Origin of the sequence: Pantoea sp. QMID4 (assembly GCF_030270445.1) — a bacterium.
GTDB classification, from domain to species: Bacteria; Pseudomonadota; Gammaproteobacteria; order Enterobacterales; family Enterobacteriaceae; genus Pantoea; species Pantoea vagans.
Window position 1 is genome coordinate 111,932 of sequence record NZ_BSXL01000006.1, and the last position, 17,580, is coordinate 129,511.

Here is a 17,580-nt window from a genome sequence, read left to right on the forward strand (position 1 = left end):
GGGTTGCTATTTGCAGAGTAGATCACAGTTACGCGCGGTTTTTCTCAGACGGGGATATTGACAGTGCTCCTGACATCGCTTTATTTGTGATTTGACTCACACTATTCCAACCTATTGCGTTTTGGGCGAATCGATATATATCATTGGGTTAGCAGATGGCGCGGGTAAACGGGCCAGAAAGCGGGAGGAGGTAAAATCGGTCATTCGGACGGCGTTGCAGATTTGTGACTTTCACCTCATTTTTACCGGTTTCGCAGAGCAGAAACCGCAGTTCAGGGGCAGAAAGACAAGCTGCAGGCAGATGTTAAGCAGATTCAGCATCTCTGTTGCGAACGAGTAGCATTCTTCGGTATAACCTTTCAATGCATAAAGAAAACACAGCCTGACGATAATGATTTCTAAGGGAAAGCCTCTGCGCTCTTTCTGAGGGGTGAATTCTCTTCTGCATCCGACGCTGCTCATCCGCACGGCAAAAAACGACGTTCTCCGTGACGACAAACCGGTTCTCTGTGACCATATCTGACCAGGATCATACGCATGGAAATAGCTATCCGTACCCCTCTCATTCACTCCCTGCCACTGAGTCAGCTCAGCGGCAGCAACGTCTGGCTGAAAATGGAATCGGCGCAGCCAACCGGATCGTTTAAGCTCAGAAGCGCAGGCCATATCTGTCAATACTACGCTGCACAGGGTGCTAAGGCGTTTGTCAGCTCCTCCGGCGGCAATGCGGGTATTGCTGTGGCGCACAGCGGCCGCAGACTGGGGCTACCGGTCACGGTGGTGGTGCCTGAAACGACCCCGGCGCGCGCCAGACAGCTTATTGAACAGGAAGGTGCGAGGCTGATCGTACACGGCAACGTCTGGAGTGAGGCCAATGCGTACGCTTTATCGCTGGCGACGCAGGAACATATCTACATCCATCCCTTTGACCATCCGCTGCTGTGGGACGGCATCAGTACGCTGGTCGATGAAGTGATCAGTGAAGGGTTGCGCCCGGATGCGGTAATCCTCTCCGTGGGCGGCGGCAGTCTGCTCTCCGGTATTGTCCAGGGTCTGGAAAGGCATCAGCTCAGCCATATTCCGATCTATGCGGTTGAAACTGTGGGAACCGCGTCGCTTAACGCCGCGCTGGAAGCCGGGGAGCGGGTCACGCTGGACCGGGTCAGCGGTATCGCCACCACGCTGGCAGCCAGTCAGGTGTGTGAAAATGCGTTTAACGTGGCACGCCGGGCAGATGTCAGGGGAAAGGTTGTGAGCGATGACGAAGCTGTGAATGCCTGTCGCCGCTTCCTGGACGATCATCGTGTTCTGACAGAGCCAGCCTGCGGCGTCTCATTATCGATGCTGTATGACGGGAAAGTCGGCTTTAAACCGGATGATAATGTGCTGCTTATCGTCTGTGGCGGGGCTTCCGTTACCCTGGAGAGTCTGCAGGGCTGACGAGAGCAAAGTCAGGGGAAAAGTGGCGCAGCCAGCGGGGCTGCGCCTGTCGCCGGTTACTTCGCGTAAGCTTCAGTAGACAGGATCAGCGTAACATCGTTGCTGACTGCAGGAACATATTTGTCCAGCTTAAAGTCAGAACGCTTGATGGTGCCGGTAGCGTCAAAACCAATCGCCTGCTTCTTCACCATTGGATGCTCGCCCTGCTTGTTCAGTGTCGCGTGCAGCGTTACTGGCTTAGTGATGCCTTTCAGGGTCAGGTTGCCTTCAACGTCAAATTTGTTGTCGCCCTTCGCAACGACTTTAGTGCTGTGGAAGGTCGCAGTCGGGTATTTGGCGGTATCAAAGTATTCAGCACCGTTAAACTCTTTGGTCAGCGCGGCAACGTGGCTGTCGATTTTGCTGACTGGCAGGGTCACGTCAACGCGTGAGGCCTCCGGATGATCTTTATCGAACACCAGAGTACCGGTTGCATCCGGGATATCCGCAGTAGGATTTGAGAAGCCAAAGTGGTTCCAGGCAACAATCACCGACGTATGCTCCGGGTTCAGCTGGTAGTGCATCGCCTCGGCCTGAGATAACGGAGCGTAGAGGGTAGCAGCGGCTAACAGGGGCAGTGCTATACGTTTGAAATTCTTCACGGTCAATTCCTTGTGCGGACAAAAGTGAATTGAGTGTGGTCCAGTTTTCCCGGAATAGACAGTGAAGAGATTTGTCGGTAATTTTCAAATAAATTCAGCAACCTTAAACCCGTCACTACGCATTCGCGCCGGTGAACAGCACCCGCCAGCGGCGGCGATCCTGAATCAGCGTGCGGTGTAATTGCTGTAAATCTGCAAGGGTCAGCGCCGCAATCTGTGCAGCGTCCGGTTCTGCCAGGCCATTTTCACGGCGCAACAGGGCCAGTGGCTGCTCAGCCTGCTGGCTCAGCAGTCGCGCTTTCAGGGCCACCAGATCACATCCCGCCAGCGTCTCGTTTAGTGACCTCATAAAGTTACGGCAGTAGCGCAGCAGTGACAGCGCACTGTAATCGGGCGACTGCAGCGCAAATAACACCCCATCTTCATCAGCGCAGCGTATGTAGCGGCTACTGACCACGTAACCTATTGGCTGCTCAACGCGGTAGCGCTGGAAAAAGCGTGGCTCGTAGATGAGCGCCAGCACGCGTAATGCAGCCAGCTGTTCAGGACGCTGCAGCGGAATAATCAGCAGCAGCGCGTTGTCTGCACTGGCGTGCGAAAGGCGCGTCATGCCGGTCTGCGTGGTCATACGTGTGGGCGGCGTGTCAGGATTGACCGGGAGCGACAACGCGCTCAGCCGCCGGGCAATCACTGAGTGCAGCATCGCATCACCGCCCTTCAGCGCCGCCCGCCAGCATCCTGGCGTAACGTTGGCTGCCAGCTGATAAGGCAACTGTCGCAGCAACGCACGAATTGCGATGCTCTCCACAAATGCGGGCCGGATTGCCTCAACGGGTAATGTCAGGGCGCAGACAATCTGGCTCAGCGCCTGCTCAGCGACCGCCTGATCCGATGTCAGCCGGACCGTCAGTTGCCACACACCTTCCACTTCCTGCCAGCTGCCATGACCGCCCTGATGACGCAGCGCCGCAAACAGCGGACGCAACCGCCGGCCCAGCGCTTCGCCCGTCTCCATAGTAAAGGTTGACCAGAACTCCGGTCGCAGGATCAGCGTTGCCTGCGGGTCATCTGATGGATGATGCGGCAATACTACCGCCTGAGCGGGCAGCGGCGCAGGCGTCGCAGTGATGTCGAGCGGATAGAAGGCGAAACGGGCCGCGGGCAGCGCCTCAGCCGGGGCTGGCTCACAGGCTGTCAGCGCCAGAGTGAAGCCCTGCGAGACGATATATTCCATTGCCGGTTGCAACGAACAGAACAGCACTGTGCCGGGCGTACTGGCGAGGTTTTCCAGCAGCGGCTGCAGTGCAGGCAGGTTTTTTTCAGGTGCGAAGCCGATAGCGCGCTGACGCAACTGCTCCATAGGTGACAACGTCACAAATTGCTGGTGGGCCAGCTGATAATAGTGCTGATGCTGCTGTTCATTCGTCTGGCGCAGTGCAGCAATGCAATCGTTAACCAGTTGATTTACCTTTGCAGGCTCACGGGTTTCGATACCCAGCGCCAGCCAGCACGCGTCTTCAGCCTGATAAATCCATTTCAGTTCCAGCGCCTCCGCCAGCCCCTGCTCACGCAGAATAGCCAGCAGCGAGCCGGGCGCTTCATCAAGCAGAAATTCACGCCATAACGTGACACCGTCACTACTATCGAGCAGCCAGCTGCGCCATAACGCTGCCTGGGCTGTTTCCGCCAGCTGCCAGCAGGTATCGCTATGAAGCTGCGGCGGTGCCAGCTCCTGCCGCCACTGACCGTCAGGCAGTGCGTCAGCAAACTGACGCGCCAGCTGTTCCAGCTCATCCAGCGATTGCGGTCCCTGCAGCCAGAGCCGCATATTGCTGGCAACGTAATAGCGCTGGTGAAACTGCCGCAATGCCCGTTGCAGCGCAGAGAGCTCGTCGCCAAAGCTCGCCCGGCTGCCGATATGAAAGCGCTGAAATTCAGCGGGGGTTGCAGCGGCGTGCAGTAATGCTGCTTCGATGCGCGATGGCTCATGACGCTGCAACAGCTGATATTCCGCGTCGATCACCGCCACTTCCTGCGCGATCGCCTGATTATCGAGCAGCGGAGAGACCAGCATATCCTGCAGTCTTGCCAGCCCATCTGCCAGTAGCGACGGCGTGACCTCAAAAAAGTACGCGCTACGCCGGGCCAGCGTGGTGGCATTAACCTTCCCGCCCTGCGTCTGGATCCAGCTCATCAGCCGGCCCTCATCGGGCCAGCCGCTGCTGCCGGTGAACAGCAGATGCTCCAGCAGATGAGCCAGTCCGGGCCAGCGATCCGGCTCGTCGTGACTTCCGGCCCCTACCTGAATCAGGGCGGCGGCCTGGCTGGCATCAGCCTGATGCACCAGTTCAACCGTCAGACCCTCTATCTGCAGAGCGCGCGTGTTCATCAGAGGTTCCGTGTTTTGTAGATCAGTTGCGAGTTGCTGCGGTTGCGGAACTGCAGCTGACCAATTTTAATGTCGCTGCAGTCCGCCTCCCGCCGGGCTTCAAGAATTTTACCGTGATGTGGTGATTTGCTGCACACCGGATCGGTGTTGTCAGCATTGCCGGTCAGCATAAAGGCCTGACAGCGACAGCCGCCAAAATCTTTCTCTTTCTCATCACAGGAGCGGCACGGCTCCGGCATCCAGTCAAAACCACGATAGCGGTTGAAGCCGAACGAGTTGTACCAGATATCGTCCAGGCTCTGCGTCAGTACCGACGGAAACTCGACCGGCAGCTGGCGCGCACTGTGGCACGGCAGTGCGGTGCCCTCTGGTGTGACGCTCAGGAAGATCGCCCCCCAGCCGCCCATACAGGGCTTAGGTCGCTCTTCGTAGTAGTCAGGCGTCACAAACAACAGGTTGGTGAGATTGCCGCTGGCGCTCATCCGGTCACGATAGCGGCTGACTACCGCTTCCGCCTGAGCGATCTGCTCACGCGTTGGCAGCAGACCTTCGCGGTTGAGCTGCGCCCAGCCGTAGAACTGACAGGTCGCCAGCTCTACGTCATCCGCGTCCAGCTCAATGCAGAGGTCGATGATCTTATCGATCTGGTCGATGTTGTGGCGATGCAGCACAAAGTTCAGTACCATCGGATAGCCGTGCGCTTTTACCGCTTTCGCCATCTCCAGCTTCTGCTGGAACGCTTTCTTCGATCCGGCCAGCGCCGCATTCAGGGTTTCGTCACTCGCCTGGAAACTGATCTGAATATGATCCAGACCGGCCTCACTGAACGCATCCAGCTTCTTCTCCGTCAGGCCGATGCCCGACGTGATCAGGTTGGTGTAAAAACCGAGATCGCGCGCCGCTTTGATCAGCTCCGGCAGATCTTTACGCACCAGCGGTTCGCCGCCGGAGAATCCAAGCTGGACGCTGCCCATCGCGCGCGCCTGACGAAAGACCTCAATCCACTGCTCCGTGGTCAGCTCCTTCTCCTGCTGCGCGAAATCCAGCGGGTTGGAGCAGTAAGGACATTGCAGCGGACAGCGATAGGTCAGTTCGGCCAGCAGCCAGAGCGGCGGATTCACGTCAGGTTTATGCGGGGTCACGGAACTGTATCCACTTCTGTTCATAGGCTGACTGCAGGAACTCTAAAACGTCTGGCCCCACGCCGCCCGCCTCCGGGAAACGGCTATCCAGCGTCGCGATAATCGCGGCGATATCCTGTTTGCCATCCACCAGCTCAAGGATGGCGGCGGCGGTTTCGTTCAGTTTCGCCATGCCTTCGGGATAGAGCACCACATGGGTATCCTGAGCGGCTTCCCACTGCATACGGTAGCCGCGACGAAACACGGCAATCGAGTTTTCATTCATCTGTTATACCAGTCGGGTGGTGTGCCACGCCGCCTTGTCTGTGACGGTGTGATAAGGCGGACGTTTCAGCTCATAAGCCATGGTCATGGCGTCCAGCATGCTCCATAAAATGTCGAGCTTAAACTGCAAAATTTCCAGCATCCGGTTCTGCGTTTCCGCGGTGGTGAAGTACGCCAGCGCCAGCGCCAGGCCATGCTCTACATCGCGGTTTGCCTGACCCAGGCGACTGCGGAAGTAGAAATAGCCCTCTTCTTTGATCCACGGATAGTGCTGCGGCCAGCTGTCGAGCCGCGACTGGTGGATCTGCGGCGCGAACAGCTCGGTGAGTGAACTGCAGGCCGCCTCCTGCCAGTTGGCACGGCGGGCGAAGTTGATATAGGCATCGACGGCAAAACGCACGCCCGGCAGCACATGCTGCTCTGACAATAATTCTTCGCGCGTCAGCCCGACCGCCTCGCCCAGCCGCAGCCAGGCCTCAATGCCGCCCTCTTCGCCGTTGCTGCCGTCGTGGTCGAGGATGCGCTGCACCCATTTACGTCGGGTGGCCGGATCCGGGCAGTTAGCCATGATCGCCGCATCTTTCAGCGGAATGGTGGTCTGGTAATAGAAGCGGTTCGCCACCCAGCCCTGAATTTGCTCCCGCGTGGCCTGACCGTTATGCATCGCGATGTGATAAGGGTGATGAATGTGGTAGTAAGCGCCTTTGTCGCGCAGGGCCTGTTCAAAAGCCTGCGGTGACAGCGTGTCAGTAATCTGCATGTTTTAGCCCTGAAGGTGGATCGCCATTCCATCCCAGCTCACCTCTATTCCCTGCTCCGTCAGAAACTGACGCTGGGGTGACTGCTCATTAAGGATCGGATTGGTGTTGTTAATGTGGATCAGAATTTTGCGTTTTGCCGGCAACGACGCCAGCAGCGCCATCAGCCCCTGCTCTTCTGCCAGTGCCAGATGGCCCATCGCCTTACCGGTGTTGTGACCCACGCCGGTGGTCAGCAGCTCATCATCCTGCCAGACGGTGCCATCAATCAGCAGGCAATCCGCTTTTTGCAGCCACGGCAGGATCACCGCATCCGGTTCGCCCAGACCTGGCGCGTAGAGCAGCGTCTGGCCATTCGCCCGGTTTTCAATAAACAGCGCCACGTTATGGCCCGGCAGCGGCCGGTCGCGATAGGGCGAGTAAGGCGGTGCATTACTGATAATAGGAATCGCGATGAACTGCAAACTGGTACAGACATCGACGCTGAACGGCGTCAGGGGCGCAATCGGCCGGTGCTGTAAACCGCCGTTCCAGTGGGTGAGCATCGGAAAGATCGGGAAGCCGGTACTGAGGTCGGCATGCACTTCCGGTGTACACCACACCTGATGCGGGCAGCCCTCACGCAGGCTCAGCAGCCCGGTAGTGTGATCGATCTGGCTGTCAGTGAGGATAATCCCTCCGATCGCCGTACCGCGCAGTACGCCCTTGCGGGTCAGTTCTGGCGTGTGCAGGATCTGCTGGCCAATGTCGGGTGACGCGTTACATAACACCCAGTCTTCACCGTTATCGCTGAGAATAATCGACGATTGCGTGCGTGCCTGAGCCTGAACGGTGCCATTACGCACGCCGTGGCAGTTGGCGCAGTTGCAGTTCCACTGCGGAAACCCGCCACCCGCGGCTGAGCCGAGGATTTTGATAAACATAGAGGAAAACCAGAAGTTGAAAAAAATGCCCGCTCAGAGGGCGGGCAGAACGATTAACGGTTAGAGATGTAAAGAGTCACTTCCAGACCGAGACGCATATCAACGAAAGTTGGTTTTTTCCACATGAGTTACTTCCTCTTGGTTAACAGTAAATGTGCTGTCTGAAATCAGCGTGACGATTGTTAAATGAGAGCACCGTCACAATTTCCAGGCAGATGTTGCGCCAATGGCGCGTCGGGATCAAGCCCGGAACGTAAGGAAATTGTTATCACAGCCCGGTCAGATGTAAAACCCGCTGCCAGTTTCCCCATGCCAGCTTCTCTGTCAGTCTCTGATCATAGCCCGCTTCCTGAAAAGCGGCGAGCAATCGCGGCATTCCGCTGACATCGCCCAGCGCGGCCGGAGGGGTAATCCCGTCGAAATCAGAGCCAAAGGCCACATGGTCGCTGCCCATTATCTTCATCAGGTGATCACAATGCTTAACAATTTCTGTTAATGGCGTATCCGCATCGCGTTTTCCGTCAGCGCGCAGAAACGCATTGCCAAAATTAATGCCGACCAGACCGCCGCTGTCGCGGATCGCTACCAGCTGGTCATCGGTCAGATTGCGTGGCTGCGGACAGAGCGCGTGTGCGTTGGAGTGGCTGGCGACCAGCGGCGCACGGGAAAGCCGGGCGGTCTCCCAAAACGTCTTACTGTTCATGTGCGACACGTCGATCATCATCTTCAGCTGACCCGCCTGCTGAATCAGTTTTTCGCCGGCGGCGGTCAGGCCGGGCCCGGTATCGGGCGTGCCGGGAAAGCTGCCGCTGACGCCTTCTCCAAAGCGACTACACAGATTCCAGAATGGCCCGATACTGCGCACCCCCGCCTGCCAGAAGGCGTGCAGTTGCTCACCCTCCTCATCCAGCGCATCGGCCCCTTCGATATGTGCCACCATCGCCAGCACCCCTTCCGCACGGCAGGCAGTAATCTCGTCACTGCTGCGGCAGAGTCGCGCCCGTCCGCCTGACGCATCGGCCAGTTGCTGAAGGATGTCGAGCTGTTGCCACATGATCTCCAGCGGTTGATACGGCTCATCAGCACGGGCCGGAACGGTGCTGGCGATATACGCCTGTGGCGGCACAAAGATCGCAAACAGCCCGCCGCCCATCTCGCCCTGCTGAATGCGAGGAAAGTCGAGATGACCCCGCTCAATCCCCTGATAAAACGCCTCTGCGGGTGCATCGCGATGATGCAGCCAGAGGTTGAGCAACAGATCGTTATGACCGTCAAAAATCAGCATAAGTGTTCACCCGGATAAACAGGCGACCATGCTAACCCTGCCTGGCAGATTCATCAAACAGGCGCGCACGCAGGATGTTGTCACTTTTGCGCGTCAGGTTGTCAGCATTGCGCGCGCGGCCCACAGGGCATGTCGGCAGACTGGTAAAAAACACAAGGAGAATCCTATGCTGACCCAACCTGCTGATAAATATCGTCCCTCCCCGATCGTCTCCCTGCCCGATCGCCAGTGGCCTTCGCGCCAGCTCACGCAGGCCCCGCGCTGGCTCTCGACCGATTTGCGTGATGGCAATCAGGCGCTGGCTGAACCGATGGACCGGGAGCGGAAGATGGCCTTCTGGAATCTGCTGCTGCGCTGCGGGTTCCGCGAGATTGAGGTCGCCTTTCCCTCGGCGTCGCAGACGGATTTTGATTTCGTTCGTGACCTGATTGAACAGCAGCGCATCCCGGAGGAGGTGACGTTACAGGTGCTGACTCAGGCACGCGAGGATCTGATTGCCCGCACGTTTTTGTCATTACAGGGTGTTCCGCGCGCCATTGTGCATCTTTACAACGCCACCGCACCGCTGTTTCGTGAGCGGGTGTTTAAACAGAGCAAAGCGGAAATCGTGGCGCTGGCGACGGCGGGCGCACGGCAGATCCGCGCGGAATGCGAGGCGCAACCGGAGACCCACTGGACCTTTGAATATTCGCCTGAGACCTTCTGCTTTACCGAGCCGGAGTTTGTGCTGGAGATCTGCGAGGCGGTGGCCGATGTCTGGCAGCCTGACGCGCAGCGGCCAATGATCATTAACCTGCCTGCCACGGTGGAGGTGAATACCCCCAACGTCTATGCCGATCAGATTGAGTTTTTCTGCCGCCACTTCAGCCGCCGCGACGCCGTCTGCATCAGCGTACATCCGCACAACGATCGCGGCACCGGCGTCGCCTGTGCAGAACTGGCGCTGCTGGCGGGCGCTGACCGGGTCGAAGGCTGCCTGTTTGGCAACGGCGAACGCACCGGCAATGTGGACCTGGTAACGCTGGCGCTCAATCTCTATACTCAGGGCGTCTCGCCACAGCTTGATTTCAGCAAGATGCATGAGGTGATTGAGGTCGTGACCCGCTGCAACCAGCTGCCGGTGCATCCGCGTCATCCCTATGCAGGCGAACTGGTCTTCACCGCCTTCTCCGGCTCTCATCAGGATGCGATTAAAAAAGGATTCGCCATCCGTGCCGGAAAGCAGGAGAAAGCCTGGCAGATGCCCTACCTGCCGCTGGATCCGGCCGACATTGGCTGCAGCTATGAGGCGGTGATCCGCGTGAACAGTCAGTCGGGAAAAAGCGGTGCCGCCTGGCTGCTGGAGCAGAATCACGGGTTGCAGATGCCGCGAGCGCTGCAGCAGGATTTCAGCCGCTGTGTTCAGCTGGAGACCGACCGTCACGGTGGCGAAATGACGCACTACGCGCTGTGGCAGCTCTTCTGCCGCCAGTATGGCGTGACACAACCTGCGGTGGCATTGCAGCGGGCTGACAGTCAGAGTGATAGCGGCGGGCAGACGCAGATCAGCGCCAGCGTGCTGGTTCAGGACCGCTCGCTGGCCCTGACCGGCAGCGGCAACGGCTGGCTGTCGGCGGCGGTGAATGCCCTGCACAGCGCGTTTGACCTGCAGCTGACCATTGAGGACTATCATGAGCATACGCTGGGACGGCACAGCGACAGCCGTTCTGTGGCCTATATCAGCTGCGTGGATGCCCGGGGTGTACGGGCCTGGGGAGTGAGTATCGACAACGATACGGCCCGCGCCGCATTGCAGGCGCTGCTCAGCGCGGCAGGCCAGTTTCTGCAGGCGGAAAGTAGTCAGTGGGCGCAACGCCCAGCAGACGACGAAACATCGCACTAAACGCGCTGGGACTTTCATAGCCCAGTTCCAGCGCCACCCGCATTACGGAGTCGCCCTGCGCCAGTCGCGTCAGGGCGATTGCCAGGCGGGCGCGTCGCACCCAGTCGCTGAACTGCAGTCCGGTTTCGCGCATGAAATGACGGGCCAGCGTACGGCCCGAGACATTCATCTGAGCGCTGGCACGCTCCAGCGTCCAGCTTTCACCGGGCGTCTGCTGGATCAGCTCACACAGCAACTGTAACCGCGGGCTGTCGGGCGTCGGCAGCGCAAACGGCAGCACATCCATGACCCGAATCTCATCCAGAATCAACTCCATTACCCGCTCGGCCCGGCTCCCGGCGCTGTACTGCTCCGGCAGGCTCAGCGCCGTGACGATCAACTCACGCAGCAGCGGCGAGATCTGCACCACCTGACAACTGGCAGGCAGATCGGCGCGCGCCAGCGGATCGATAAACAGCGTACGCGCCGCGACGCTGCCGGTAATCTGCAGCGCATGGCGGGTAAATGCGGGCAGCCAGACGCCACGACTCGGCGGCACTATCCAGCTGCCAAACTCCGTCTCGACCCGCACCACGCCGCTCAGCGTGTGGATCAGCTGGGCACAGGCGTGATGATGCCAGGGTTCACTGGCACCGTGCAGGTAATCGTGCGCCAGCGGCACCAGCGGGCGCATGCTGAAGTCAAAATGCTGCTGACTCATTGCGCCTTCAGATAGCGGTAGATGACCGCCAGATCCTCTTCACCGTGCCCGGCGTCCACCGCCTGCTGCCAGAGCTGCGCGATGTTCTCCAGCGCCGGTAAGGGCGTTGCTGCCGCATCCAGCGCCAGGCGGGCATCTTTCAGCGCCCAGATCAGATGCATCTGCGGCGTGTAGTCGTCGCTGGCGATCATCCCGAGCTTCATCTTCGCATACGGCGCGGCCAGCGGGCCGTCCTCCAGCACCTGCCAGAGATCGTCGGTTGAAAAACCGAACGCCTCCGCCAGCCGGGTGCTCTCCGCCAGGCTCTGCATCATGCCGATCAGCCAGCTGTTGATGACCAGCTTCATCCGGGTACTTTTGCCCGCCTCGCCCAGCCACTTTGTCCCTTTACTGATGGCAGCAAACACCGCTTCTGCCGCCTGGGCACGGCTCTGATCGCCGCTGGCCAGCACCAGAATCTGTGCGTTTTCTGCGGGTGCTTTGGTGCCGGAAACCGGCGCGTCAATGAACAGCAGATCCGGTCGTTCCTCTGTGAAAAAGGCGATCAGCGCGTCGGTTTTTTCCACGCCGATGGTGCCCATCTGGCACAGCGTCGCACCCTGCTTAAATGCCGCTTTAGCCTGATGAAGCACCTGCTCCGTGGTGTCGCCATCGGAGAGCATGGCGATGACCACATCTGCGTCCCGCACCGCCTTTTCCGGTGAATCAGCCAGCTGCAATCCGGCATCCAGCAAATCCTCGCCGCGCGCGCGGGTGCGGTTCCAGCCATGTACGCGAAAGCCTTTTTTCAGCAGGTTGGCGGCAAATGCGTGCCCCATTGCGCCTAATCCCAGAACCGCCACTTCAGGTTGTTTCATGCTGACTCCCATAAGTTTGTGTCTGCATCCGTCAACGCTGGATGCCTTATTACTGCAAAATATGGTTCCCAGCCTGGCGGTAAACAGCAAAAAAATCCAGCGTGAAACGATGTACCCCGGCACCCCGAAGCCTTACCATAGCGGCAATTGTTCCACCTGATTCATTTACGCTTCTCTTTTCAGGCCTCTGATAATGAAAATATTCTCTCTGCGTCAGGCGACGCTGCTGATGTTGCCTGCCCTTTTGCCGCTGCCGCTGCTGGCGGCAGACAATGACAATACCCTGGTCGTAACGGCCGCCCCGCCGGAAACGGGCCTTAACGAGCTTGATACCCCCGCCGCCCTGAGTGTGGTCAGCGGCGACGATATACGTCAGGCGGCACCACGCGTGAATCTGTCGGAAAATCTCAGCAGCGTACCGGGTCTGCAGATCCAGAACCGCCAGAATTATGCCCAGGATCTGCAGCTGTCGATGCGCGGCTTTGGCTCCCGCTCAACCTACGGCGTGCGAGGTCTGCGCATCTATGTAGACGGGATTCCGGCCACCATGCCGGACGGTCAGGCGCAGACCTCCAACATTGACATCGGCTCGATTGATCAGGTCGAGGTGCTGCGCGGCCCCTTTTCTGCACTTTACGGCAACGCCTCGGGCGGCGTGATCAATGTGACCACCCAGCAGGGCCAGCAGCCAGCAACGCTGGAAGCCAGCAGCTGGTACGGCAGTTACGGCAGCTGGCGCAACAGCGTCAAAGCCAGTGGCGCGACCGGTGATGGCACGCACGCCGGGGATGTGAACTACACCGTCTCCGCCTCCCGCTTTACCACCCACGGCTATCGCGATCACAGTTCCGCGCAGAAGAACCTCGGCAACGCCCGGCTCGGCGTACGCATCGACGATGTCAGCACCCTGACGCTGCTGTTTAACAGCGTGCACATCGACGCCCAGGATCCCGGCGGCTTAACCGAGGCGCAGTGGCGTGACAATCCGCGCCAGGTGGTCAGCAACGTTACGCTCTACAACACCCGTAAAACGGTGGATCAGACCCAGGGCGGCCTGCGTTATCAGCGCCAGATGAGTGAAAACGATGACCTCAGCGTAATGCTCTATGCAGGCGTGCGCGAAACCACGCAGTTCCAGTCCATTCCCGCCGCCGTTCAGCGTAATCCGTCTCATCCCGGTGGCGTGATTGACCTCACCCGCCACTATCAGGGTGTCGATACCCGCTGGACCCATCGCGACACGCTGCTGTCGATGCCGGTGGCGGTGACCGGCGGCCTCGACTATGAAACCATGACCGAGCGCCGCAAGGGCTATGAAAACTACACCGTCAGCAACGGCGTAACGCAACTGGGTGAACAGGGAAATCTGCGCCGCAACGAGCGCAACCTGATGTGGACGCTCGATCCTTATGTGCAGACCAACTGGCAGCTCACCGATAAACTGTCGCTGGATGCAGGCGTGCGCTTCAGCACCGTCAACTTTGACTCCAATGACTTCTATGTCCGGCCCGGTAACGGCGACGACAGCGGTGAGGCGCGCTATCACAAGTGGCTGCCCGCGGCGGCGCTAAAATACGCCTTTGATCCCAGCTGGAACGCGTGGATCTCGGCCGGACGCGGCTTTGAAACCCCGACCATTAATGAGCTCTCTTACCGTTCTGATGGCGCGACCGGCCTGAATCTGGGGCTGAAACCGGCCACCAGCGACACGCTGGAGATCGGCAGCAAAAAACGTATCGGCAATGGCCTGATCAGCGCGGCGCTGTTCCAGACCGATACCCGCGATGAGATTGTGGCGGATGCCAGCAGCGGCGGACGGACTACCTATAAAAATGCCGGTCAGACCCGCCGCCGCGGTCTGGAGTTAAGCCTGGACCAGCAGTTTGCCTGGGACTGGCGGCTGAAAATGGCCTATACCCTGCTGGATGCGCGCTATCGCAGCAACGCCTGCGGCAGCGACAGTTGTGACGGCAACCGTATTCCGGGCATCGCGCGAAACATGGCGTACGCCGGACTCGGCTATCTGCCGGAACAGGGCTTTTACGCAGGCAGTGAAGTGCGTTATCTGAGCCAGATCGCCGCTGAAGATCAGAACAACGTGAATACCCCGTCCTATACCGTGGCGGCGGTGAATAGTGGCTATAAGTGGCTGGTGGATAACTGGACGCTGGATCTGTCTGGCCGGATCGATAACCTGTTTGACCGGCATTACGTGGGTTCAGTGATTGTGAATGAGAGCAATGGTCGCTACTTCGAATCTGCGCCGGGCCGCAACTATAGCGTGGGCTTGACGCTGGTTTATGCCTTCCGCTAGACCTATCCGGGCCACCCTTGCGGTGGCCCGGATATCTCATATCAGGCGCAGGATTTTAGCTGCGTCACAATGTCTTCACAGCTGCCGGTTTCACCCAGGCGCGGGAAGATCAACTTCACACTATTGTTGTGCGTATCCCTATTGATATCGGTCATCGCATCAGTGGCTAACGTGACGTTGTAACCCAATTCATACGCCTGACGTGCCGTTGACTCTACGCCGATACTGGTCGCGATACCGCAGATCACCACCTGAGTAATGCCGCGCTTTTGCAATTCTTCATGCAGCGCCGTGTGGTGAAACGCGCCCCAGGTTTTCTTGGTGACGGTGAGATCATTCTGCTGCGGCGTCATCGCCGCCACCAGCGTTGCCCAGTCGGCAGGCAGGTCGCCACTGTGACGCGCCTGCTCGTTACGCCCCGGTGCTCCACCAGCCACGTTAACCAGCACCACCGGCAGGTCGTGCGCGCGAAATGCCTCAGCCAGATCGGCACAGCGTTCGATCACCGGCTGCGGCTCATGGACCAGCGGCAGCGCTACGATGCCGTGTTGCAGGTCGATAACAATCAGCGCAGTTTTTGCATCAAGTGTAGTTACAGCCATGTTGGATCCTCGGGTTTAATAATCAGTGAGTCGTTGCAGCAGAGGGAGAACGTCGGTCAGTTGCTGCTGCTCTGCCGGGCTGAGCCGCGCGTCGAGCGTCCGGACCAGCCAGTCATCGCGCATTGCGCGACTCGACGTAATCACCGCCAGACTCGACGCGGTGGGCAGATAGCGGGTTTTACGGCCATCATGGGGATCGGGCTCGCCCGTTATTAATTCTGCCGCCACTAATCCGGCGACGGTTGTCCCCATCGACTGGGTGCGTACGCCTTCGGCGGCGGCCAGTTGCGTCACCGTCATCGCCCCGTCGCGCACCAGATGCCCCAGCACCGCCACCTGCGACCAGGTGAGTTCGCCAGGCGGTGCCGACTCGCGCAGCCGGCGGCCCAGCTTGCCCACCAGCATGCGCAGCGTGGCAGCAGATTCAGTCAGATCGCGCATTTCCCGTCTCCATCGATAAGCGAAAGTATAAAGATACGAAGGTAAACTGTGTAGTTTGCTCCGGTATCAATTTGTAACGTCCGGGCGCTGCAGATAGTGAATCAGGCTGTGAAAGCGCAACGGCGTGCTGAGCGGGTTACGGTAGCTGTGTGGCACGTCGGCACTGAACTGAAACGCCTCGCCTTTTAGCAGACGCCGCCAGCGATCGTTGACCCCCAGCAGCAGTTCACCCTCGATAACCACCACCTGCTCCACGCAGCCCGCTTCATGTGGCGAGGAATGGCTCAGCGCGCCCGCGGCCAGTTCCACCGCCAGCAGATCAAACCGCAGTTGCGGATCATAAGGCAGCACGGAGCGCACCGACATGTCAGCGTTGGGCTGAGTGAACCCTGGTAGGGTGCCGGCAGGCAACGCGCTCCCGTCGATAAAAAAGGAAAAGGGAACGTTGAACCCGGTAGCAATCTTCCAAAGCGTCGCCACCGTCGGACTGGACTCGCCCCGCTCAATCTGCCCCAGCATCGCTTTACTGACGCCGGTTCGCTCCGCCGTCAGCGTCAGGCTCCAGCCGTTGGCCTGGCGCAACTGTCTGAGCGCACCGCTCAGGTGTTGCTGAAAATCTGCCATTTTTTCTCCTGAATTCTTGTCACCCTGGCAGGTGACGTTATGCCGACAGTGTAACACTTGTGCGTTATAGCGCACTATGCGAACATGTGCGCTATAACGCACACTCTGTAATGAGCCTGACCATGACGAGAGCCGAACCGTCCCGTTTTACCCTGCCGATGCTGGTCTCCGGCTTTGTTGCTGTGCTGGTGGGCTACAGCAGCAGCGGCGCGATTATTTATCAGATGTTTCAGGCGGCGGGCGCCTCGCCGGCACAGATTGGTGGCTGGCTGTCAGTGCTGGGTCTTGCGCAGGGGATGGTCTCTCTGGGTCTTTCACTGCGCTACCGCATGCCGATGCTGGCTGCCTGGTCCACGCCGGGTGCCGCGCTGCTGGCGACCAGCTTTCACGGCGTTTCGCTGAATGAAGCGGTTGGCGTGTTTGTTTTCGCCAACCTGCTGATTGTGGTGTGCGGCGTCACCGGCCTGTTTGCCCGGCTGATGAACCACATTCCCGCTTCGCTGGCGGCGGCGATGCTGGCGGGTATTCTGCTGCGCTTCGGGCTGCAGGCCTTTGCCGATTTGCACAACAACTTTGTGCTGTGTGGCAGCATGTGCCTCGCCTGGCTGCTGGCCCGTCGCTGGCTGGCACGCTATGCCATTCTGGTGACGCTGATGGTGGGGATTGCCGTGGCAATGACCCAGCATGCCATCCACTTTCCGCCTCAGTCCATGATGCTGGCGCTGCCGGAGCCGGTAATGCCGCACTTTACTCTGACCACGCTGCTGGGGATCGGCGTGCCCTATTTCCTGGTGACCATGGCGTCGCAGAATGCCCCCGGCATCGCGACGTTACAGGCACACGGCTACCGTCCGCCAATCTCTTCTCTGATAAGCTGGACCGGTGTCACGGCGCTGCTATTGTCGCCGTTTGGCGGCTTTTCGGTATGCGTGGCGGCGATTACGGCGGCGATCTGCATGAGCGATGACGTCGACGCAAATCCGCAGCAACGCTGGCGTGCCGCAGCACTGGCAGGGGTCTTCTATCTGCTGGCAGGCGCGTCCGGTGCGCTGATCGCCGTGCTGTTCAGTGCCCTGCCCGCCGTGCTGATTGAGGCGCTGGCGGGTCTGGCTCTGCTGGCCACGCTTGGCGGCAGCCTGCATCGCGCACTCGATGTGCCTGCAGAACGCGACAGCGCCCTGATCACGTTTCTGATCACCGCATCAGGCGTCTCTTTACTGGGTATTGGCCCTGCCTTCTGGGGACTGATCGGTGGCGTTATCGCTCACCTGCTGCTGGTGCGTAAAACCACCCGATTGCGTGATAGCTGCTGAAATAT

Annotated in this window: 17 protein-coding genes; 4 read left to right on the plus strand and 13 right to left on the minus strand. The window is 59.2% G+C overall.

Annotated elements, in window-relative coordinates:
- Positions 1 to 537: 537 nt before the first annotated feature.
- The gene (locus QSK07_RS14650) at positions 538 to 1,440 is read left to right on the plus strand and encodes a pyridoxal-phosphate dependent enzyme (protein WP_285721825.1); all 903 of its coding nucleotides are present in this window, start codon (positions 538 to 540) and stop codon (positions 1,438 to 1,440) included.
- Between the two features lie 56 nt (positions 1,441 to 1,496).
- Here the strand turns inward: QSK07_RS14650 and QSK07_RS14655 are convergent, their stop codons facing one another.
- The 8 genes from QSK07_RS14655 to QSK07_RS14690 form a co-directional block, all read right to left on the minus strand.
- Positions 1,497 to 2,081 carry a YceI family protein gene (locus QSK07_RS14655; RefSeq protein ID WP_285721826.1) on the minus strand — a complete coding sequence of 195 codons (585 nt, stop codon included), beginning with the start codon at positions 2,079 to 2,081 and terminating at the stop codon, positions 1,497 to 1,499.
- 115 nt (positions 2,082 to 2,196) lie between these two features.
- A complete protein-coding gene (pqqF, locus tag QSK07_RS14660; protein ID WP_285721827.1) occupies positions 2,197 to 4,470 on the minus strand; it encodes a pyrroloquinoline quinone biosynthesis protein PqqF in 2,274 nt (757 codons plus the stop codon).
- The gene (pqqE, locus tag QSK07_RS14665; protein ID WP_419721521.1) at positions 4,470 to 5,636 is read right to left on the minus strand and encodes a pyrroloquinoline quinone biosynthesis protein PqqE; all 1,167 of its coding nucleotides are present in this window, start codon (positions 5,634 to 5,636) and stop codon (positions 4,470 to 4,472) included. The genes pqqF and pqqE overlap by 1 nt, the downstream gene beginning before the upstream one ends.
- Positions 5,599 to 5,877, minus strand: a complete 279-nt coding sequence (gene pqqD, locus QSK07_RS14670; RefSeq protein ID WP_098050560.1) for a pyrroloquinoline quinone biosynthesis peptide chaperone PqqD — start codon at positions 5,875 to 5,877, stop codon at positions 5,599 to 5,601. The genes pqqE and pqqD overlap by 38 nt, the downstream gene beginning before the upstream one ends.
- Before the next feature lie 3 nt (positions 5,878 to 5,880).
- Complete coding sequence (pqqC, locus tag QSK07_RS14675; RefSeq protein WP_061062433.1) at positions 5,881 to 6,636, minus strand: pyrroloquinoline-quinone synthase PqqC; 756 nt, start codon at positions 6,634 to 6,636, stop codon at positions 5,881 to 5,883.
- Between the two features lie 3 nt (positions 6,637 to 6,639).
- Positions 6,640 to 7,557, minus strand: coding sequence for a pyrroloquinoline quinone biosynthesis protein PqqB (gene pqqB / locus QSK07_RS14680; RefSeq protein WP_285721828.1), 918 nt, complete (start codon positions 7,555 to 7,557; stop codon positions 6,640 to 6,642).
- A gap of 53 nt (positions 7,558 to 7,610) precedes the next feature.
- The gene (gene pqqA / locus QSK07_RS14685; RefSeq protein WP_010245082.1) at positions 7,611 to 7,682 is read right to left on the minus strand and encodes a pyrroloquinoline quinone precursor peptide PqqA; all 72 of its coding nucleotides are present in this window, start codon (positions 7,680 to 7,682) and stop codon (positions 7,611 to 7,613) included.
- Between the two features lie 143 nt (positions 7,683 to 7,825).
- On the minus strand, positions 7,826 to 8,842 hold the full coding sequence (locus tag QSK07_RS14690) for a dipeptidase (RefSeq protein ID WP_275219486.1): 1,017 nt from the start codon (positions 8,840 to 8,842) through the stop codon (positions 7,826 to 7,828).
- Between the two features lie 166 nt (positions 8,843 to 9,008).
- Between QSK07_RS14690 and leuA the strand changes: the two genes are divergently transcribed.
- A complete protein-coding gene (gene leuA / locus QSK07_RS14695; RefSeq protein ID WP_285721829.1) occupies positions 9,009 to 10,724 on the plus strand; it encodes a 2-isopropylmalate synthase in 1,716 nt (571 codons plus the stop codon).
- Here the strand turns inward: leuA and QSK07_RS14700 are convergent.
- Together QSK07_RS14700 and QSK07_RS14705 are read right to left on the minus strand one after the other, a co-directional pair.
- Complete coding sequence (locus QSK07_RS14700; RefSeq protein ID WP_098050564.1) at positions 10,645 to 11,424, minus strand: AraC family transcriptional regulator; 780 nt, start codon at positions 11,422 to 11,424, stop codon at positions 10,645 to 10,647. The two genes, leuA and QSK07_RS14700, sit on opposite strands and share 80 nt — an antisense overlap.
- Positions 11,421 to 12,293 (minus strand): NAD(P)-dependent oxidoreductase, encoded by an 873-nt coding sequence (locus tag QSK07_RS14705; RefSeq protein WP_098050565.1) that lies wholly within the window; start codon positions 12,291 to 12,293, stop codon positions 11,421 to 11,423. Before QSK07_RS14705 ends, QSK07_RS14700 begins: the two co-directional genes overlap by 4 nt.
- Positions 12,294 to 12,474: 181 nt before the next feature.
- On the opposite strand from QSK07_RS14705, the gene pqqU reads away from it, so the two are divergent.
- The gene (gene pqqU / locus QSK07_RS14710; RefSeq protein ID WP_275219489.1) at positions 12,475 to 14,595 is read left to right on the plus strand and encodes a TonB-dependent receptor PqqU; all 2,121 of its coding nucleotides are present in this window, start codon (positions 12,475 to 12,477) and stop codon (positions 14,593 to 14,595) included.
- Between the two features lie 41 nt (positions 14,596 to 14,636).
- On the opposite strand, the gene QSK07_RS14715 is transcribed toward pqqU, so the two are convergent.
- The 3 genes from QSK07_RS14715 to QSK07_RS14725 form a co-directional block, all read right to left on the minus strand.
- The gene (locus QSK07_RS14715; RefSeq protein ID WP_285721830.1) at positions 14,637 to 15,197 is read right to left on the minus strand and encodes an isochorismatase family protein; all 561 of its coding nucleotides are present in this window, start codon (positions 15,195 to 15,197) and stop codon (positions 14,637 to 14,639) included.
- 15 nt (positions 15,198 to 15,212) lie between these two features.
- Positions 15,213 to 15,638 (minus strand): MarR family winged helix-turn-helix transcriptional regulator, encoded by a 426-nt coding sequence (locus QSK07_RS14720; protein WP_013357804.1) that lies wholly within the window; start codon positions 15,636 to 15,638, stop codon positions 15,213 to 15,215.
- Positions 15,639 to 15,704: 66 nt separating this feature from the next.
- Positions 15,705 to 16,262 (minus strand): helix-turn-helix domain-containing protein, encoded by a 558-nt coding sequence (locus QSK07_RS14725; RefSeq protein WP_285721831.1) that lies wholly within the window; start codon positions 16,260 to 16,262, stop codon positions 15,705 to 15,707.
- A gap of 122 nt (positions 16,263 to 16,384) precedes the next feature.
- Here QSK07_RS14725 and QSK07_RS14730 point away from each other — a divergent pair, with 122 nt between their 5' ends.
- Positions 16,385 to 17,575 (plus strand): benzoate/H(+) symporter BenE family transporter, encoded by a 1,191-nt coding sequence (locus QSK07_RS14730; RefSeq protein WP_285721832.1) that lies wholly within the window; start codon positions 16,385 to 16,387, stop codon positions 17,573 to 17,575.
- Positions 17,576 to 17,580 lie beyond the last annotated feature (5 nt).

What these genes read in the sequence shown, in the direction of transcription:
- QSK07_RS14700 (WP_098050564.1), bottom strand. Translation starts at nt 11,424, where the DNA reads ATGAGTCAGCAGCATTTTGACTTCAGCATGCGCCCGCTGGTGCCGCTG.
- leuA (WP_285721829.1), top strand. Translation starts at nt 9,009, where the DNA reads ATGCTGACCCAACCTGCTGATAAATATCGTCCCTCCCCGATCGTCTCC.
- QSK07_RS14690 (WP_275219486.1), bottom strand. Translation starts at nt 8,842, where the DNA reads ATGCTGATTTTTGACGGTCATAACGATCTGTTGCTCAACCTCTGGCTG.
- QSK07_RS14705 (WP_098050565.1), bottom strand. Translation starts at nt 12,293, where the DNA reads ATGGGAGTCAGCATGAAACAACCTGAAGTGGCGGTTCTGGGATTAGGC.
- QSK07_RS14650 (WP_285721825.1), top strand. Translation starts at nt 538, where the DNA reads ATGGAAATAGCTATCCGTACCCCTCTCATTCACTCCCTGCCACTGAGT.
- QSK07_RS14715 (WP_285721830.1), bottom strand. Translation starts at nt 15,197, where the DNA reads ATGGCTGTAACTACACTTGATGCAAAAACTGCGCTGATTGTTATCGAC.
- pqqU (WP_275219489.1), top strand. Translation starts at nt 12,475, where the DNA reads ATGAAAATATTCTCTCTGCGTCAGGCGACGCTGCTGATGTTGCCTGCC.
- QSK07_RS14725 (WP_285721831.1), bottom strand. Translation starts at nt 16,262, where the DNA reads ATGGCAGATTTTCAGCAACACCTGAGCGGTGCGCTCAGACAGTTGCGC.
- QSK07_RS14720 (WP_013357804.1), bottom strand. Translation starts at nt 15,638, where the DNA reads ATGCGCGATCTGACTGAATCTGCTGCCACGCTGCGCATGCTGGTGGGC.
- pqqB (WP_285721828.1), bottom strand. Translation starts at nt 7,557, where the DNA reads ATGTTTATCAAAATCCTCGGCTCAGCCGCGGGTGGCGGGTTTCCGCAG.
- pqqF (WP_285721827.1), bottom strand. Translation starts at nt 4,470, where the DNA reads ATGAACACGCGCGCTCTGCAGATAGAGGGTCTGACGGTTGAACTGGTG.
- QSK07_RS14730 (WP_285721832.1), top strand. Translation starts at nt 16,385, where the DNA reads ATGACGAGAGCCGAACCGTCCCGTTTTACCCTGCCGATGCTGGTCTCC.
- pqqD (WP_098050560.1), bottom strand. Translation starts at nt 5,877, where the DNA reads ATGAATGAAAACTCGATTGCCGTGTTTCGTCGCGGCTACCGTATGCAG.
- pqqE (WP_419721521.1), bottom strand. Translation starts at nt 5,636, where the DNA reads ATGAACAGAAGTGGATACAGTTCCGTGACCCCGCATAAACCTGACGTG.
- pqqC (WP_061062433.1), bottom strand. Translation starts at nt 6,636, where the DNA reads ATGCAGATTACTGACACGCTGTCACCGCAGGCTTTTGAACAGGCCCTG.